Source organism: Paraburkholderia sp. HC6.4b, assembly GCF_014200875.1.
Taxonomy (GTDB): domain Bacteria; phylum Pseudomonadota; class Gammaproteobacteria; order Burkholderiales; family Burkholderiaceae; genus Paraburkholderia; species Paraburkholderia tuberum.
Genome location: NZ_JACHDC010000012.1, coordinates 86,204 through 101,953 on the forward strand (window position 1 = coordinate 86,204; position 15,750 = coordinate 101,953).

Consider the following 15,750-nt stretch of genomic DNA (forward strand, 5'->3'; position numbering starts at 1 on the left):
TACCGCGTAGCTGACTGTTTCTTGGCACGGCAGGGACCTGAGAAACGCACTCGGACACTGTGCGGATGCTCGCGGCGCTGCTGTGGTTGTCGTTCTTTTTCGGGATGTATAACGGCGCGATGGTCGCGGCTCTGACTGAAGTCATGCCGGTCAACGTGCGCGTCGCTGGTTTCTCGCTCGCTTTCAGCCTTGCAACCGCCGTCTTTGGCGGATTTACTCCCGCCGTGTCGACCTATCTCATTCAAGTGACCGGCGATAAGGCGGCGCCCGGTTATTGGTTGAGTTTCGCAGCCGTATGTGGCCTCGTCGCGACGCTTGTGCTTTATCGACGAGGCGATGCAGCGGAGCGATCGGCGACCGTCGCCTGACGAGTCGCGCAAGGCACGCATCTCGTCCGCCTGGCCCGCAGAGCGGCCGGACCAAAATGCCTATGCGCCCCGCTCCGAATGATTCGGTTCCAACAATCTTTGCTCGTGGATCGCCGCGTGCCGGGGAACCGGCATCTCGCGACTGGGTTCACCGCTGTCCGCCCGCAACGTGCTCTTTTGTAAGCAGGCGAAGTGCATTGCTTAAACTTCAGGAGACATTTCCATGCAAATCACGGGTATGTTGCACGGCGCGCGCCTGCTGCAATTCGTCGGATTTCCGGCCAGCGAAATCCTGGGTCCGAGCGCCAGCGAAGAGGAAGTCAAGGCGCTAATCGACCGTCATCGCCAGATCTTCATCAAGCCCGTCTTCAAGGGCGGAGTCGGCAAGAAGGGCAAGGCAGGTTTGCTCGGCCGCGCGACCGACCTGAAGACCGCGCTCGCGGAAAAGGAGCGGCTCTACTTCGCCGAGCATGCCGTCGGCCACATCAAGGCGAAGGCGAATGGCGTCACGTTCGAAGCCGGTGTGCCGGCCACGCACGAAGTCTACTTCTCGATCACGGATTCCACCCGCTTTCGCGCACCGACCATGACGCTCTCCCACATGGGCGGCATGGACATCGAGGAAGTCGACCCGAAACAGGTGGCGATGGTGCCGTTCGATGCGCTGACCGGGCTGAAGGCGTTCGTCGTAGCGAATGCACTGAGCGAGATCGGCGCGCCGAAGGAGATCATTTCGCCGCTCGTGCAGCAGTTGCCGAAACTCTGGGAACTCTTTCACGACTTCGGCATGACGACGCTCGAGTTGAACCCGATCCGCATGCGCGAGGACAGGCACGGTCGCCTTACGCCGGTTGCGTGCGACTTCAAGTGCGGCTTCGATCGCGACGATCCGCGCTGGGCGCGTCTTGGCCTGCCGCCTCATCTGTTCGCCGCCGATTACTCGGATTTTGAGCAGGAGATCAACCAGCTTCGCACCCATCAGGGCCAGAGCGACGTGTATGTCATCAACGAGAAGGGGACGATCCTCGCCCCGACCTTCGGCGGCGGCGCCAACTCGCTCGTCACCGAAATGCTGGGCGACGCCGCGATCATCTCGTCGGATTTCGGCGGCAATCCGCCTTACGCGAAGATGAAGGAAGTGGCGCGCATCTGTTTCAGGCACTGGCTCGAACAGGCGAACGTGCTCTTCATCATCGGCGGCAAGTCAAATAACACGGACATCTACGAGACGCTGCGCGCCATGGCCGACGCCCTGCGCGAGCACTTCAGCGAGCACGGCCCGACGCCGCTCCATGTCGTGCTGGGCCGTGGAGGTCCGAACCTCGTGCGCGGCATGTCGGCGCTGAGGGACACATGCGACTCGCTGGGCCTGCCCTACCGGCTGTTCGGCTTCGACTCTGACATCAGCGAAGTGATCCAGTACGCACGCCAGGCGGACGCCTGGATGCGCGCCGGCGGCCGCACCGAGATCGCAGCAAGGATTGGCGCGTCACCGAGGCAAACCGAAACGGCTCATGCCTGAGGAGATCGACATGTACAAGCAAGGCAGCAATACGTTCAAGTACTTCGTTGACGTCAACTCACTCGCACAGATCGCCACGCGCGAGGATCGCGTGTGCGTGCTCAACATCCTGGGCGGTGAATCGTCGGACGTGACGCCCGTGAGTCACGCATTCTCGGGCGGTAACGTCGTATTCGGCACGGCGCCGGGCAAGGGCGGGCAAGTGCTCGCGACGCCGGCCGGCGATATCCCCGTGTACAACAACGTCCGTGAGGGGCTGCAGGCGGGACACCGGTTCAACTGCGGCGTCGTTTACCTGCCGCCGTCCGCGGCCCGCGACGGCGTCGCTGAGCTGATTCGCGTGAATCCCGAGTTGCGGAAGATTTTCATCATCACCGAGAAGATCGCGGTCCACGACGCCCGCGAAATCCGCGCGATGGGCCAGCAGGCGGGCATCGACATCTTCGGCGCGAACGGCCTCGGCGTCGCCGATTCGTGGAATCGCGTGAGGATCGGCGGAGCGCTCGGCGGCGACAATCCTGACGATTCGTTGCGCAAGGGCTCGATCGCGATCTTCTCCAACTCCGGTGGCTTCAGCACGACGATTGCGCAATACCTGCGCATGGGTGGCTGGGGCACGTCGACGGTCATCTCGAGCGGCAAGGACGTCTATATCCACTATGCCGCGCCGGAATTCGCGTTCGCGCTCGGCAACGATGCGCGCAGCAAGGCTGCTGTGCTTTACTGCGAACCGGGTGGCTACTACGAGGCCGATGCGGTCTTCACGAAGCCAGTCGTCGCGTGCGTCGTGGGACGGTGGAAGAGCCGCCTCACGCGGGCCGTCGGCCACGCCGGCGCGATGGCCGGCGGCAACGACGATGCGCAAGCCAAGGAACGCTGGTTCATGCAGAAGTTCGGCGTCGCGCGCCTCTTCACGCCGGATGACCCATGCTGCTCGACGAAGGGTGCCGTGGTGACGAACATCGCGCACATCCCGGCCGCGTTGAGCGCCGTGATGCGTGCCAACGCGACGATGCCCGATTTCGAGTCGGAGGGCAGTCTCGCACTCAAGCCGTGGTTCGGCTCCGATCAGGGCATCGCGCTGCCGGACGGCCTCGCGATTCCGGTCGTGGAAGCTGTTGCGCCGTATAACGAGCAGGTCCATCAGGTCAATCGACAGATCGGTGTGATCGCTCCGCGCCAGACGCTCAAGGACGCATCGGGCGCGTCGCAGATGGACGCGAAGACGCAAGTGAGCAGCCTGCACGGCGCGTCGATGCTGGAGGCGGCGACGCGCTCTCTCGAAGCGAACGTCGGCCTTGCCCTGCTGCACGAATTCGGCGCCGAGAACGACGAAAAACTCATCGATGTGGCGATCGCCGCATTCGTCAATCTGCACGGCAGGCCGGAACTCGCGGCGGCGCAGGCAGCACGCGAAGCGGACAACGCCCCGAATGCAATTCTCGCAGCTGCGGCGTCGATCGTCGGGCCGAAACGTCAGCGCGCGGCGCGGGACGCGGCCAGGTGGCTGATCGATCGTTTTGCGGCCGCTGGTCTTGCCGACGCGCTGAATGAAACCTTCGACGTCGCACGCATCGACGCAAGCGGCTGTGAACAGTTCTTCGCCGACTCTCGCGATCCGCTCGCCGAAGCAATGCTCGCGGGACTCGCCGCGCGCGGCGCGAAATCGGCGTTCGTCCGCTGGCTGACGTCGCAGCCCGCTCACCCGACCGGCGACGCGGTGCTGGCCGCAATTACGACGACGCTGGCGTGGGGTCCGCTCATGCGCAAGCGCATCTCGCGTGTGACCGCCGAAAGCCTGCCCTGGTGGAGCATGCTGTTCGCGACGCTGATCGGTGCATCGGCTGATGCATCGCGACATCGCCCGGACGGTTTCTGCGGCTTCTCCACCGACGAATTGCTGAACGAGCGCAGTCTCACCGAAATCGGCTTCGCCGCGCTGCTCAACCGGAAGCCGGGCCCGGACGACCTCTTCGCCTTCAAAACGCTCGTCGGCCTGTTGCTCACCAACGGTCCGGGTGCGATCTCGGCGCAGGGCGCGAAGGGCGCGGTATCTGCCGACGGTCCGGAAGGCCCCGAGCGCGTGCAACTCAACAAGGCGCTCGTCGGTTTTCTTTCGCATACCGGCTACACGCACGGCGGGAACGGGTACGAGGGCATCACGTTCCTGATTGATGCTTTCAAGGAAACCGCGCTGGACGATCCGTCGAAACCCGGCCACGGCGTGGACCTGCGCTCGCTCGCCGAGCGCTCCGTCGAGCGATACGCGCAGTACAAGGCGCGGCAGAAGCATGCGGGCAGCCTCGACATCGCAAAGCTTCCGGGCGTGAATCATCCGGTGTTCAAGGACAGACCGGTCAACCACGACCCGCGCGAAGTGTTCATCGCCGACTTGAGCGAGAAGCGCGGTGAATACAACGTGTTCCATGCGTACTACCGCGAGCTGGTGCAGGCGTTGTTCGACGCAGGCGTCTCGCGCAACGTCTATTGCGTCAATGTCGATGCGGTGATCGCCGCATTGCTGCTGAAGATGCTGTGGCAGCCGCTGCGACGCGGTGAATTCAGCGAGTCCGATCTGGAGACTGCCGCGTTCACGATCTTCCTTTATCCGCGCATGCTCGGCTGCGCGGCGGAAATTGACGATCACCTCAACCGCGGACGCAACATGGACACGCGCACGCCCGCGTCCCAGTGCCGCTTCGTGGCCTGAGCGCGAGTCTTACCGGCGCGGGGCAAGGCAACCACGTGGCTGCTGTGCTTTAGGGCAGTTGCGGGCTTTCGCCCGCGTCCATTGATAACCAGCGGACATCGATCGTTCCGAAGACGACGTTCGCTCGAAATGTCGCACGCGGATTGCCTGCTCGAGCTTGTCGATGGGGCGGCTCAGAGCCGACAACAAGATGTTGACCGCCTCGGTGGCCTTCCGGAAGCCACCCAACCATACGACGGCTCGAAACGCCTGCAAAATCATTCAGGTCGAAGTTGACGCCCACAGGCCATCCTTTGCGTAGTACAGCGGCTATTGTGCACGGTGGTGACCGAAGTGCCCATCGGGACCGACGTTGGACAGCGCCGACAATTGCTGCTGAACCGAATTGCGAACGTCCGTATTCGGCGCCTATGTATAGAATTCAACTATGTATAGTTAGTTGGCTGCGAATTCGCGTAATGTAGGTGCAGCGCGGCTGGCGGCGGGCTGGTTAGCGATCTTCTAGACATAGTTTCGGCATCGGAGTCCAGTGGTGGTCCTACTTCAGGAGACCGCCATGAAAAACGTCCGACTTCCTCAACGCTGCTTCACCAACTGGCTCAACGAGCGGCCCTTGGCGCCTCATGTCGATGCGTTCGTGCAGTACCTGGCGGACCGCGGTTACGCCAATAACAGTTTTGCCACCTACGTACGCAGCATCGATCATTTTGCGCAATGGATTCATCGCCGTCGTGTGGACGTTTGTCGCATCGACGAATCAGTGCTCGCCGAGTTTCTGAGCGAGCACCTTCCATCCTGCCGTTGCGACGGTGTCGTTCTACGCCATCGACCTGGTCTGAGCGCTGCACTAGCGAGGGGCCGATGTGGACCGTTCACGCGACCGTCGAGGTGCAAACGTCCGGAAAGCGGCGTATTGCCGCCTGACCAGAGCCGGTACCTGAATGACGGCAAAGGCCGACTTGGGCAAAGAGACTGCTCCGACCGGTGACGGCGAAAAAGAATGGAGGAAGACAATGTAACTCCCATCAACTCAATGGGAGTCTCTCATGGGAAGCAATCAAAGCCGGCAGCTCTGGAACAAAGGCAGGTTGGTTGGTCAGAAGCCGCCGCTGAAGCCGAAAGACGTCGGGGCAATCCGGATTCACCTCCAGAACGCGCACGCGGTTCGTGATCTAGCGCTATTCAATCTTGCGATCGACAGCAAGCTGCGCGGGTGCGACCTCGTCAACCTGCATGTCCGCGACGTAACCCACGCCAATCAGATACTCCCGCGCGCGATGATAATGCAGCGTAAGACCAAACGACCCGTGCAGTTCGAGGTCACAGAGCCCGCTCGCGCTGCGGTCGCTGCATGGATCGAGAAGGCTAAGCTGAGGTCCGACGAGTATCTTTTCCCAAGCCGCCTTTCTCGGTCGCCGCATATCTCAACGCGACAATACGCCCGGAAGGTGCATCAATGGGTCGCCGCGATCGGCCTTGATCCGACCGCTTACGGCGCACACTCGATGCGTCGGACGAAGGCTACTTTGATTTACAAGCGGACGAAGAACCTCAGAGCGGTCCAACTTCTGCTGGGACATAGGCTCGAAAGCACCGTTCGATACCTCGGCATAGAGGTCGACGATGCGCTCGAGATCTCAGCGCAAACTGAGATCTAAAAACACGCCGCGGCCGTACGACAGACTGTTTGTCTCTGCGGCCGCATTCGCGTCGGAGGCACCGCTCCTCTCGGCCAGTTTCAGCCACTTGATGAAGCTCGCTGGTCGTCCACTTTCGACTGGCACGAGACATTCACCAATGCTGATTTCACGTCGGACGCAGGCTATGAAGCGGCTGCGCGGCGATGACACCCATCATCCTCGCATCTGACAAAGGGTAGCAATCCTTTCGCGCAGCGCACCTCCCGCCGAATTCCAGATTGCGCGCGCTGGCGTGTGACGGTTAGAGTGAGCGTGTGCATGGGGCGCCAATCTGAGCGTTTTTTTCGCGCAAGGCTCTATGTAACAAAAAACAGTACGCGGAGCAGAAGCTTAGGCCCGCCGAGAACCTTACGGAGCGAGGTCAATGCACCGGCAGGTTATCGATCATCGGCTATCCGCAATATGACGTTGGGTACGTTGCGCCGGTTTGAACAGACTGATCTCGCAACCAACGTGCGCGTCGTGGAACGCCAGCGTCATGCCGTGCATACCGGCCACGGCGGCGGCAAGACTGAGCCCCAGGCCGCTGCCGGGGGTATGACGGCTGGCCTCGCCACGATAGAAGCGGCGCAGGACGGCATCGCGCTCGGCCCGTGCGATGCCCGGTCCATTGTCGCGTACCGTCACGCCGGCGCCTCTTGTGTCATGCCACAGCGTGATACGCACGGCTCCGTCACGCGGTGCGAACTTGATGGCGTTTTCCACCAGATTCGCCAGCGCCTCGAACAGCAGATTCGGATCGCCCTGGATCTCCAGCGGGCCGGACACGGTGCGCTGCAGTTCGAAGGCAATCTGCTTGTCTTCGGCGGTCGGCTCGTAGAATTCGAACACGTCGTCGGCGACGGCGGCCAGATCGACGCTGGTGAAGCCGGCGCGGCGCACGCCGCTTTCGATTTCCGAAATGCGCAGCAGGGCGTTGAAAGTGCGTAGCAGGCCGCTGGTTTCCACGATGGTTTCATCAATGGCCGCGCGATACTCTGCCTCGGTTCTGGCGCGCCGTTGGGCACGTTCGAGTCCGCCGAGCACGCGCGTGAGCGGCGTGCGCAGATCGTGCGCAATCGCATCGCACACGCCTTTGACCTCGTTCATGAGGCGCTCGATTTCGTCGAGCATTCCGTTCACGACGCCGACCAGGCGATCCACGTCGTCGCGTTTCGAATGCACCGGCAAACGCCTGCCGAGATTGCCGGCGACGATTTCCTCGATCGACGCGGTCACCGCATCGAGCCGCCGCATCGCCGAAACGCCAATCAGGGTCGCCCCGATCAGGCCGATCACGAGCGTGATCATCGCAGTGGAGAGCAGCGCATGCAGCAGTTCGTCGTCGAAGTGGTCGAGCTCGAGGGTGTTCTGGCATTGCAAAGCGATGCGGTTATCGGGCACGTGCGCGGCGATGCATCGGCCAGGCGGGTGACCGGGCAGATTTGCGAGTCGCATCGAAAACGGCTTGCCAAAGACGGGGATGGCCGGCAGATCGCCCGCATAGCCGCCGGCAAGATGTTTGCCGCTGGCTTCGAACAGGCCGAACGGGCGCTGGCGGCGCGGATCGAACTGGTTCTGATGTTCGAATCGCGCGACCAGTTCGTCCGGCGCTTCGCGTTTCAATTGTGCGTGCTCGCGAAGCAGCCAGTCGTCGATGCGCTCCTGTTCGAAGCCGGTGATCTCGCGGTACAGGTAACCGAACAGCAGCAGCGCGATCACGCCGAACAGCACCAGAAACAGCGTGGCGAGGCGAAAGCCGGTGGTGCGGTGCAGTTCAGTCAGGCGCATGTAGCATGTACCCCGAACCGCGCACGGTATCGATCATCGGAGCCGTCCCGTCCGGGTCGAGCTTCTTCCTGAGACGGCTGATGTGCACGTCGATCACGTTGGTCCGCTCGTCGAGCCGGTAGTCCCATACCGCTTCGAACAGCATGGTCCGGCTCACCACCTGGCCCTGGTGCTGCATCAGGTATTCGAGCAGCCGGTACTCGCGCGGCAGCAGCGGTACCGGGCGGCCGGCGCAGGTCACTTCGCGTTTGAGCGGGTCCAGACGTAACGGGCCGACCTGGTACTCCTGCACAGCGGGCGCCGCCTCGCGCCGGCGCATCAATGCATCGAGCCGAGCGGTCAGTTCGATGAACTCGAACGGCTTGGTCAGATAGTCGTCGCCGCCGGCGCGCAAACCGCGCACACGTTCGTCGACCGCCGACAGCGCGCTCAGGATCAGCACCGGCGTGAGCACGCCGGCGCTGCGCAACGCCGACAGCATGCCGAGCCCTTCGAGGCCGCCCGGCAACATGCGATCGAGTACGATGGCGTCGTAACTGTTGGCGACCGCGAGCATCAAACCGTCGCGGCCGGTGCTCGCGGTTTCGACCCGGCAGCCGTGATCGGTGAGCGCTTCAACGATCTCTGCGAGAGTCTGCTCGTCGTCCTCGACGACCAATACGTTCGTCATGCCTTTTTCCAGAAATGAACGAGCGTCGAACCTGCGCTAGCCGGCCGATTTACACTAGGCTCGTACCTACGATGTCCGCAGTATGCCGCGCGAAGCTGTACAGGCGTTTCGCGCCAACATGAAAAATTTTTAATGTAAGCCCCTTAACGTAAGCCGCAGCGCATGCGAATCCTGCTGATCGAAGACGATATGCGCGCCAGCCAGTTCCTGGCGCGTGGCCTGAGCGAGAGCGGTCTGATTGTCGACACGGTGGCCGATGGCGCGACCGGGCTCGCCTATGCGCGTGAGGGCATCTACGACGTGATTGTGACTGATCGGCGCTTGCCGGCGCTCGACGGCCTCGCTCTCGTCCAGCAGTTGCGCGCCGGCGGGGATACGACGCCGGTACTGATGCTGTCGGCGGTCGGCGGCCTGAACGAACGCGTGGAGGCGATTCGCGCAGGCTGCGACGACTATCTCGTGAAGCCATATGCGTTCGTCGAAGCGCTGGCCAGAATCGAGGCGCTCGCGCGGCGCGCCGATCGCAGCAGGATGAGCGAGCGGCTCGAATGCGCGGATCTGGTACTCGACACGCGGGCGCGGACCGCAAACCGCGGCGGTCGTGATCTGCGCCTGCAGCACCGCGAATTCCTGCTGCTCGAATGTTTGGTGCGCCGCGAGGGGCAGGTGGTGACGCGCAGCATGCTGCTCGAGGCGGCCTGGAATTACGATTTCGAGCCGCGCGGCAATATCATCGATATGCACATGCATCGGCTGCGGGCAAAGGTGGACCGCGACTTCCCGCTGGCGCTGATTCATACCGTGGTCGGCGCGGGATACGTGTTGAACCCGGCGCCCTGACACGCGCGGAACGCCTTGTAAGCCCCGGCTCGGGCGCGCCGACGCGGCATGTTGCGCCGCATTAAATTTTTTTAATTAATGGGCGAAAGCGCCGACAGGACCCGCTGGCTAATCTGGCGACACTTCTAGTTGCCGGAGCGTTCTCCAATGTCAGGACTGTCCCGTTGGGCGCCGCTTTCGCGCGCCGTCAGTCCACCTGCGCGCGTATCGTGCCTGCGCGCCGCCTTATGTGCGCTCGGCCTCGCGGTGCTGGCCGGCTGCTCGCTTGTGCCTGCCTATCAACGGCCGGGCGCGCCGCTGGCGCAATCCTTCGACGGGACGGCCGGAGGGTCGCTCGCCGCTACCGTGCCAGTCAGAAGCGGCTGGTGGCGCGAGTATCACGACCCCGCGCTCGACGCGCTGGTCGATCGCAGCCTGCGCAACAACTTCACGCTAGCGTCCGCGATTGCGAGCGTCGAACAGGCGCGCGGCAACGCCGAGCGAGCCGGTGCACCGCAGTATCCGTCGCTATCGCTCGGCGCCAGCTTCGATCGCAGTCATCAGGGGCGCGGTTCGACCACGAAGACCCAGAGCCTGTTCGCCGAAGCCAGTTACGAGGTGGACTTCTGGGGCTTCAACGCCGCCAACGCCGGCGCCGCCGACCTGCTCGCGCGCGCCTCCGGGTTCGATCGCGATACGGTGGCGCTGACGCTGACCGCGTCGGTCACCGACACGTATTTTCAGGTGCAGGGTCTGCGCCGCCGGCTCGCGATTGCGCGTTCCATTTCCGACGATGCCGCGCACATTCTGCAGCTGCTGCTCGCGCAACAGCAGGCGGGCGTCGCGACCGAATTGCAGGTACAGCAGCAGCGCAACGCGCTGGCCACCTTCCAGGCGGCCGTGCCGGCGCTGCAACAGCAGCTCGATACCAACATCCATGCGCTTGCGGTGCTGACAGGCACCGCGCCTGAACAATTCACGGTCAGCGATGCCGCGCTTGCCGACATCCCGATTCCCCAACCGCGCCCGAATCTGCCCGCGAGCCTGCTGGAAACGCGCCCCGACATCCGTTCGAAGGAAGCGCAGTTGCAGTCGGCGAATCAGAGTGTCGGCGCGGCGCGCGCGGCCTTTCTGCCGAACATCGTACTGACTGCGGACGGCGGGCTGAGCAGCAAGTCGCTGTCGCATTTCCTGTCGAGCCCGTTCGCCAGTATCGCCACCTCGCTGGCGGCGCCAATCTTCGATGGCGGCGCGCTGCGTGGCCAGTTGCACGCGAGCCAGGCGGCCGAAGCGAAGGGCGTCGCGGATTACCGGCAGGCCGTCATAACCGCGCTGCAGGACGTGGAGGACTCGCTCACGGCGGCGCAACAGCAGCAGCTCGCGGAAGTCGCTGACCAGAACGCCGCCGACGCCGCCCGCAAAGCCGCTACGCTCGCGCAAGCCCAGTACAAGCTCGGCACCGTCGACTTTCTGACCGTGCTCGATACGCAACGCACGCTGTATCAGGCCGAAGACACGCTGGTGCAGGCGCGGCTCGCGCGCCTGCAAGCGTCCGTGAGCCTGTTTCGCGCGTTCGGCGGCGGCTTCGGCGTGACCGACGATAGCGATAGCAGCACCGCCTCCACCTCTACGTCATCCCGCTCATGAAATCTGCACACCTTCCGAACCACGAGGCGCCCCGCGGACGCGGCCGCGCGCCGCTCATCCTGGCATTTGCCGTCGTTGTCGCGATGTTGGCGGTGTGGTTCTGGCCGCGGCACCCGGCGGTCAAGGCGGCGACCGCCGTGCCGGTCAACGCCGGTCATCCGGTGAGCCGCGACTTTCCGATTCGCGTCGCCGCGGTGGGCACGGTGCTCGCGCTCAATACCGTGGACGTCAAAGTACGTGTCGACGGGCAATTGCAGCGCGCCGCCTTCACTGAAGGACAGGACGTCAAAGCCGGCCAGTTGCTGGCGCAACTCGATCAGGGACCGCTCACTGCCCAGTTGCATCAAGCGGAAGCGGCGCAGCGCAAAGACCAGGCATCGCTCGATAACGCGCGGCTCGATCTCGCGCGCTACTCGCAACTGGTCGGCATCGGCGCGGCGACGACTCAGGCGGTGGACACCGCGAAGGCGCAAGTCGAAGCGCTCTCCGCGACGGTCGCTGCGGACGCCGCGCTGGTGCAAAGCGACCGGCTGCAATTGAGCTTCACCACGTTGAGCGCGCCGTTCACCGGACGCGTCGGCGCACGCGAAGCCGATATCGGCGCGATCGTGCATCCGGCCGACACCACCGGCATCGTCACCGTCACGCAGATGGAGCCGATCACCGTGCTGTTCTCCGTGCCGCAGGACGTGCTGCCCGAACTGCTCGCGAATCAGGCGAAAGCGCCGCTGGCGGTGAACGTGACCACGCGTTCCGGCAGCACGCCGCTCGCCGACGGCACGCTCGTCTTCATCGACAGCACGGTCGATACCACGACCGGCCAGATCAAACTCAAGGCTTCGTTCACCAACACGGACCGCAAGCTGTGGCCCGGCGAACTGGTGAATGCGCGTGTGCTGATGCGTACCGATGCAAAGCGGCTTGCGGTGCCGAGCCGCGCGGTGGTGAACACGCAGAACGGCACGCAACTGTACGTGATCACCGCGAACGGTACGGCGCAGATGCGCCCGGTGCAAACCGGCGTCACCGTCGACGGTATGACGGAGATTCGCAGCGGCGTCGCGCGCACGGACCTGGTGGTGTTCGATGGACAAAGTCGGTTGAACCCGGGCGTACATGTGGCGGCGACCACTGTAGCGGCGGTTGCCGAGGCGCCGGCCAATGCCAACCCGGCAGACAGCCAGGCTAATAAGGACAATCCGTCATGAGCCTCATGGAATTGTTCATCAAACGGCGCATCGCGACAAGTTTTCTGGCGATCGCGGTGCTGCTGGCCGGCGCGGTGGCGTATTTTCTGCTGCCGGTCGCACCGTTGCCGCAGGTCGATTTTCCGACCATCCAGATCGTGGCGAAGTTGCCCGGCGCGAGCGCGGAGACCATGGCGACTTCGGTGGCGACGCCACTGGAGCGGCAACTCTCGTTGATTGCGGGCGTGACGCAGATGACGTCGTCCAGCTCGCTCGGCACCACCAGCATCGCCGTGCAGTTCGACCTGTCGCGCGATATCAACGGCGCGGCGCAGGACGTGCAGACCGCGATCAACGCGGCCGGTGGCACATTGCCGAAGAATCTGCCGAACCCGCCGACCTATGAGAAGGTCAACCCCGCCGACTTCACGTTGCTGTCACTGGCGCTGACTTCGCCCTCGCTCACGCTCACGCAACTCGATAGCTACGCCGAAGACTATCTCGCGCAACAGATATCGCAGATGCCCGGCGTCGGTCTGGTTGATTTCCACGGCGAGCAGCGTCCCGCGGTGCGCATCCAGCTCGATCCGGACAAGCTCACCGCACGCGGCCTGACGCTCGAAGATGTGCGCTCGATCGTCGGTTTGCAGACGGTCAATGCACCGAAGGGCAGCCTGAATGGCCCGGACCGCTCGGTGATCTTCAACGCGACCGACCAGATTACCACCGCGTCGCAGTATCGCGATCTGGTGGTCGCGTACAAGAACGGCGCGCCGATTCGCCTCTCCGATCTCGGCACGGTGATAAACGCCGCCGAAGACAATCAGCAAGCCGCGTGGCTCCGGCACGAACGCGCGATCATTCTCGATGTTCACAAGCAGCCGGGCTACAACGTCGTGCAGACGATCGCCAACATCAAGGCGAAGTTGCCCGCACTCGAAGCGACGCTGCCCGCGGCGGCGCATCTGCATGTGGTGGGCGATCGCACGCAGACCATCAATGCGTCGGTGCACGACGTGCAGTTCACGCTGATGCTGACGGTCGCGCTCGTCGTCATGGTGATCTTCTCCTTCCTGCGCAACGTATGGGCGACCATCATTCCCAGCCTGACGATTCCGCTTTCGCTGGTCGCCACCTTCGGCATGATGTATCTGCTGGGCTATAGCCTCGACAATCTGTCGCTGATGGGGCTGACCATTGCGGTGGGCTTCGTGGTGGACGATGCGATCGTGGTGATCGAGAACGTGATGCGGCATATCGAAGAAGGTGTGCCCAGAATGAAGGCCGCGCTGCTCGGCGCGATGGAAGTGCGCTTCACCATCATCTCGATGACGATCTCGCTGATCGCGGTGTTCATTCCTATCCTGTTGATGGGCGGCATCGTCGGCCGGCTGTTCCGCGAATTCGCGGTGACGGTGAGCGCGGCCATCGTGATGTCGGCGCTGGTATCGTTGACCGTCACGCCGATGCTGTGTGGCTGGCTGATCCGTTTGCCCGAGCCGGATGGCGGCGGCTGGATGCGCAGGCTCGAAGGAGGGCTTGAAGCGGTCTTCACCGCCGTGGAGCATCGCTACGAGCGCGGCCTCGATTGGGTACTGGACCGCCAGAAGCTGATGCTGGCCGTCACGGTGGCGACGGTTGTCGCGACCGGCGCGTTGTTCGTCGTAATCCCGAAGGGATTTTTTCCGCAGGAGGACTCCGGGCTGATCATGGGCGTCGCACAAGCCGCGCCGGATATCTCACCGCGCTCGATGTCGCAGAAGATGCAGCGGCTTGGCCATCTGATCGAAGCCGATCCTGCCGTCGACAACGTCTACTTCTGGATGGGCGCCAATCCGACAGTGAGCCAGGGGCGCGTCATGATCAACCTGAAGCCCTTTGGGCAGCGCAAGGACAGTGCTGCGCAGGTTATCAATCGTTTGAAGCCGCAACTGGCGAAGGTGATGGGCATTTCATTGTCGATGCAGGTTCGCCAGGATATCCAGGTGGGTGGCCGCATCAGCGCTGCGCAGTATCAGTACACGTTGCAGGACCCCGACATCAGCGAACTGAATCACTGGGCGGGCGTGCTGACCGATCGCCTGTCGAAGCTGCCGCAACTCGTCGACGTCACGTCCGACCAGCAAGCCGCCGCTACCAGCGCAACACTCGTGATCGACCGCAGCACGGCTTCGCGTTTCGGCATCACGGCCCAAGCCATCGACGACACGCTCTACGATGCATTCGGCCAGCGGCAGATTGCGACGCTTTTCACGCAGTTGAATCAGTACCACGTAGTCGAAGAAGTCGATCCACGCTTTCAATTGACGACGGATGCACTCGCGCATCTCTACGTGCGTTCGCCGCTCACGAACGAATTGGTGCCGCTCAACACGCTCGCCCAGATCGAAAACAATGTGTCACCGATCTCGGTGAATCACCAGGGCCTGTTCCCGGCCGTGACGATCTCGTTCAATCTGGCGGCGGGTCAGTCGCTTGGCAACGCGGTGGCGGCGATTCAACAGGCCGAAGTCTCAGCAGGCACCCCCGATAGTCTGACGGGCTCGTTTCAGGGCACGGCGCAAGCGTTCCAGGCGTCGCTCGCGAGTGAGCCGTATCTGATCGCCGCGGCGCTCGTGGTGGTCTATCTGATTCTCGGCATCCTGTACGAAAGCGCGATTCATCCGCTCACCATCATTTCGACGCTGCCCTCGGCGGGTGTGGGTGCGTTGCTCGCATTGATGCTGTGCGGTCAGGCTCTGTCGATCATGGGCATGATTGGCATCATCCTGCTGATTGGTATCGTCAAGAAGAACGCGATCATGATGATCGACTTCGCGCTGGTGGCCGAGCGCGAGCAAGGCCTGTCGCCGCGCGAAGCGATCCGCCAGGCCTGTGTGCTGCGCTTCCGTCCAATCATGATGACGACACTCGCCGCGCTATTCGGCGCGCTGCCGCTCGCGCTCGGGCACGGCGCGGGTGCCGAATTGCGCGTGCCGCTCGGCATAGCGATTGTCGGCGGACTGATTGTTTCGCAAATGCTGACGTTGTTCACGACGCCGGTCGTGCACCTGTGGTTTGACCGTCTGTCGCATTGGCTCGCTGATTGGCGTACGAAGGACAGTGTGGTCGAGCAGCATACCGTCGCTTGACGGCCTTCAGCCTGCCCGGGGGGCTTCTTTGTCACCACGGCCGCCGCCGATTCAACGCGTCGGCCGTGGTGACAGTCCATCGGCCGCAACTCATTCAAAGCCGGCCGCGCGGATTCCCTACAGAGGGCACCCGAACGGCGGCCTCGGCCGGGCTGAATCAATCCGCGACACGCCGCGTGCGTATGAGTGCCCGGGGGGCGTTTCGCCCCCGCAGTGCGTTCGAAGT

General features: G+C 63.3%; 11 protein-coding genes and 2 pseudogenes. 10 read left to right on the top strand and 3 right to left on the bottom strand.

Annotated features, from left to right (window positions below):
- Window positions 1–62: 62 nt before the first annotated feature.
- From HDG34_RS19265 to HDG34_RS19275, 3 genes and pseudogenes are all read left to right on the top strand, one after another.
- Window positions 63–368: pseudogene (locus HDG34_RS19265) on the top strand (citrate-proton symporter); the annotation flags it as partial.
- A gap of 223 nt (window positions 369–591) precedes the next feature.
- Window positions 592–1,890, top strand: a complete 1,299-nt coding sequence (locus HDG34_RS19270) for an ATP citrate lyase citrate-binding domain-containing protein (RefSeq protein ID WP_184061730.1) — start codon at window positions 592–594, stop codon at window positions 1,888–1,890.
- 10 nt (window positions 1,891–1,900) lie between these two features.
- On the top strand, window positions 1,901–4,600 hold the full coding sequence (locus tag HDG34_RS19275) for a CoA-binding protein (protein WP_184061828.1): 2,700 nt from the start codon (window positions 1,901–1,903) through the stop codon (window positions 4,598–4,600).
- Window positions 4,601–4,687: 87 nt separating this feature from the next.
- On the opposite strand, the pseudogene HDG34_RS39255 reads toward HDG34_RS19275, so the two are convergent.
- Window positions 4,688–4,883, bottom strand: a pseudogene (locus HDG34_RS39255) (LysR family transcriptional regulator); the annotation flags it as partial.
- Between the two features lie 273 nt (window positions 4,884–5,156).
- On the opposite strand from HDG34_RS39255, the gene HDG34_RS19285 reads away from it, so the two are divergent.
- Both HDG34_RS19285 and HDG34_RS19290 read left to right on the top strand, forming a co-directional pair.
- Window positions 5,157–5,588, top strand: coding sequence for a site-specific integrase (locus HDG34_RS19285; RefSeq protein WP_184061731.1), 432 nt, complete (start codon window positions 5,157–5,159; stop codon window positions 5,586–5,588).
- A 58-nt stretch (window positions 5,589–5,646) separates the two neighbouring features.
- The gene (locus tag HDG34_RS19290; RefSeq protein ID WP_184061732.1) at window positions 5,647–6,258 is read left to right on the top strand and encodes a tyrosine-type recombinase/integrase; all 612 of its coding nucleotides are present in this window, start codon (window positions 5,647–5,649) and stop codon (window positions 6,256–6,258) included.
- A 426-nt stretch (window positions 6,259–6,684) separates the two neighbouring features.
- Here the strand turns inward: HDG34_RS19290 and HDG34_RS39260 are convergent, their stop codons facing one another.
- Window positions 6,685–7,578, bottom strand: a complete 894-nt coding sequence (locus HDG34_RS39260) for an ATP-binding protein (RefSeq protein WP_311734790.1) — start codon at window positions 7,576–7,578, stop codon at window positions 6,685–6,687.
- Between the two features lie 30 nt (window positions 7,579–7,608).
- Here HDG34_RS39260 and HDG34_RS39265 point away from each other — a divergent pair, with 30 nt between their 5' ends.
- The gene (locus HDG34_RS39265; protein ID WP_260321231.1) at window positions 7,609–8,142 is read left to right on the top strand and encodes a hypothetical protein; all 534 of its coding nucleotides are present in this window, start codon (window positions 7,609–7,611) and stop codon (window positions 8,140–8,142) included.
- On the opposite strand, the gene HDG34_RS19300 is transcribed toward HDG34_RS39265, so the two are convergent.
- Entirely contained in the window at window positions 8,057–8,740 is a 684-nt protein-coding gene (locus HDG34_RS19300) for a response regulator transcription factor (protein ID WP_184061734.1), read from the bottom strand. The genes HDG34_RS39265 and HDG34_RS19300 overlap by 86 nt on opposite strands.
- 162 nt (window positions 8,741–8,902) lie before the next feature.
- Between HDG34_RS19300 and HDG34_RS19305 the strand changes: the two genes are divergently transcribed.
- The 4 genes from HDG34_RS19305 (at window position 8,903) to HDG34_RS19320 (ending at window position 15,524) form a co-directional block, all read left to right on the top strand.
- Window positions 8,903–9,580 (top strand): response regulator transcription factor, encoded by a 678-nt coding sequence (locus tag HDG34_RS19305; protein WP_184012715.1) that lies wholly within the window; start codon window positions 8,903–8,905, stop codon window positions 9,578–9,580.
- Between the two features lie 147 nt (window positions 9,581–9,727).
- Window positions 9,728–11,206 carry an efflux transporter outer membrane subunit gene (locus HDG34_RS19310; protein WP_184061735.1) on the top strand — a complete coding sequence of 493 codons (1,479 nt, stop codon included), beginning with the start codon at window positions 9,728–9,730 and terminating at the stop codon, window positions 11,204–11,206.
- The gene (locus tag HDG34_RS19315; protein WP_184061736.1) at window positions 11,203–12,414 is read left to right on the top strand and encodes an efflux RND transporter periplasmic adaptor subunit; all 1,212 of its coding nucleotides are present in this window, start codon (window positions 11,203–11,205) and stop codon (window positions 12,412–12,414) included. The genes HDG34_RS19310 and HDG34_RS19315 overlap by 4 nt, the downstream gene beginning before the upstream one ends.
- Window positions 12,411–15,524: an efflux RND transporter permease subunit gene (locus HDG34_RS19320; RefSeq protein ID WP_184061737.1), complete on the top strand. Its 3,114-nt coding sequence runs from the start codon at window positions 12,411–12,413 to the stop codon at window positions 15,522–15,524. Before HDG34_RS19315 ends, HDG34_RS19320 begins: the two co-directional genes overlap by 4 nt.
- The last annotated feature ends 226 nt before the right edge of the window (window positions 15,525–15,750 follow it).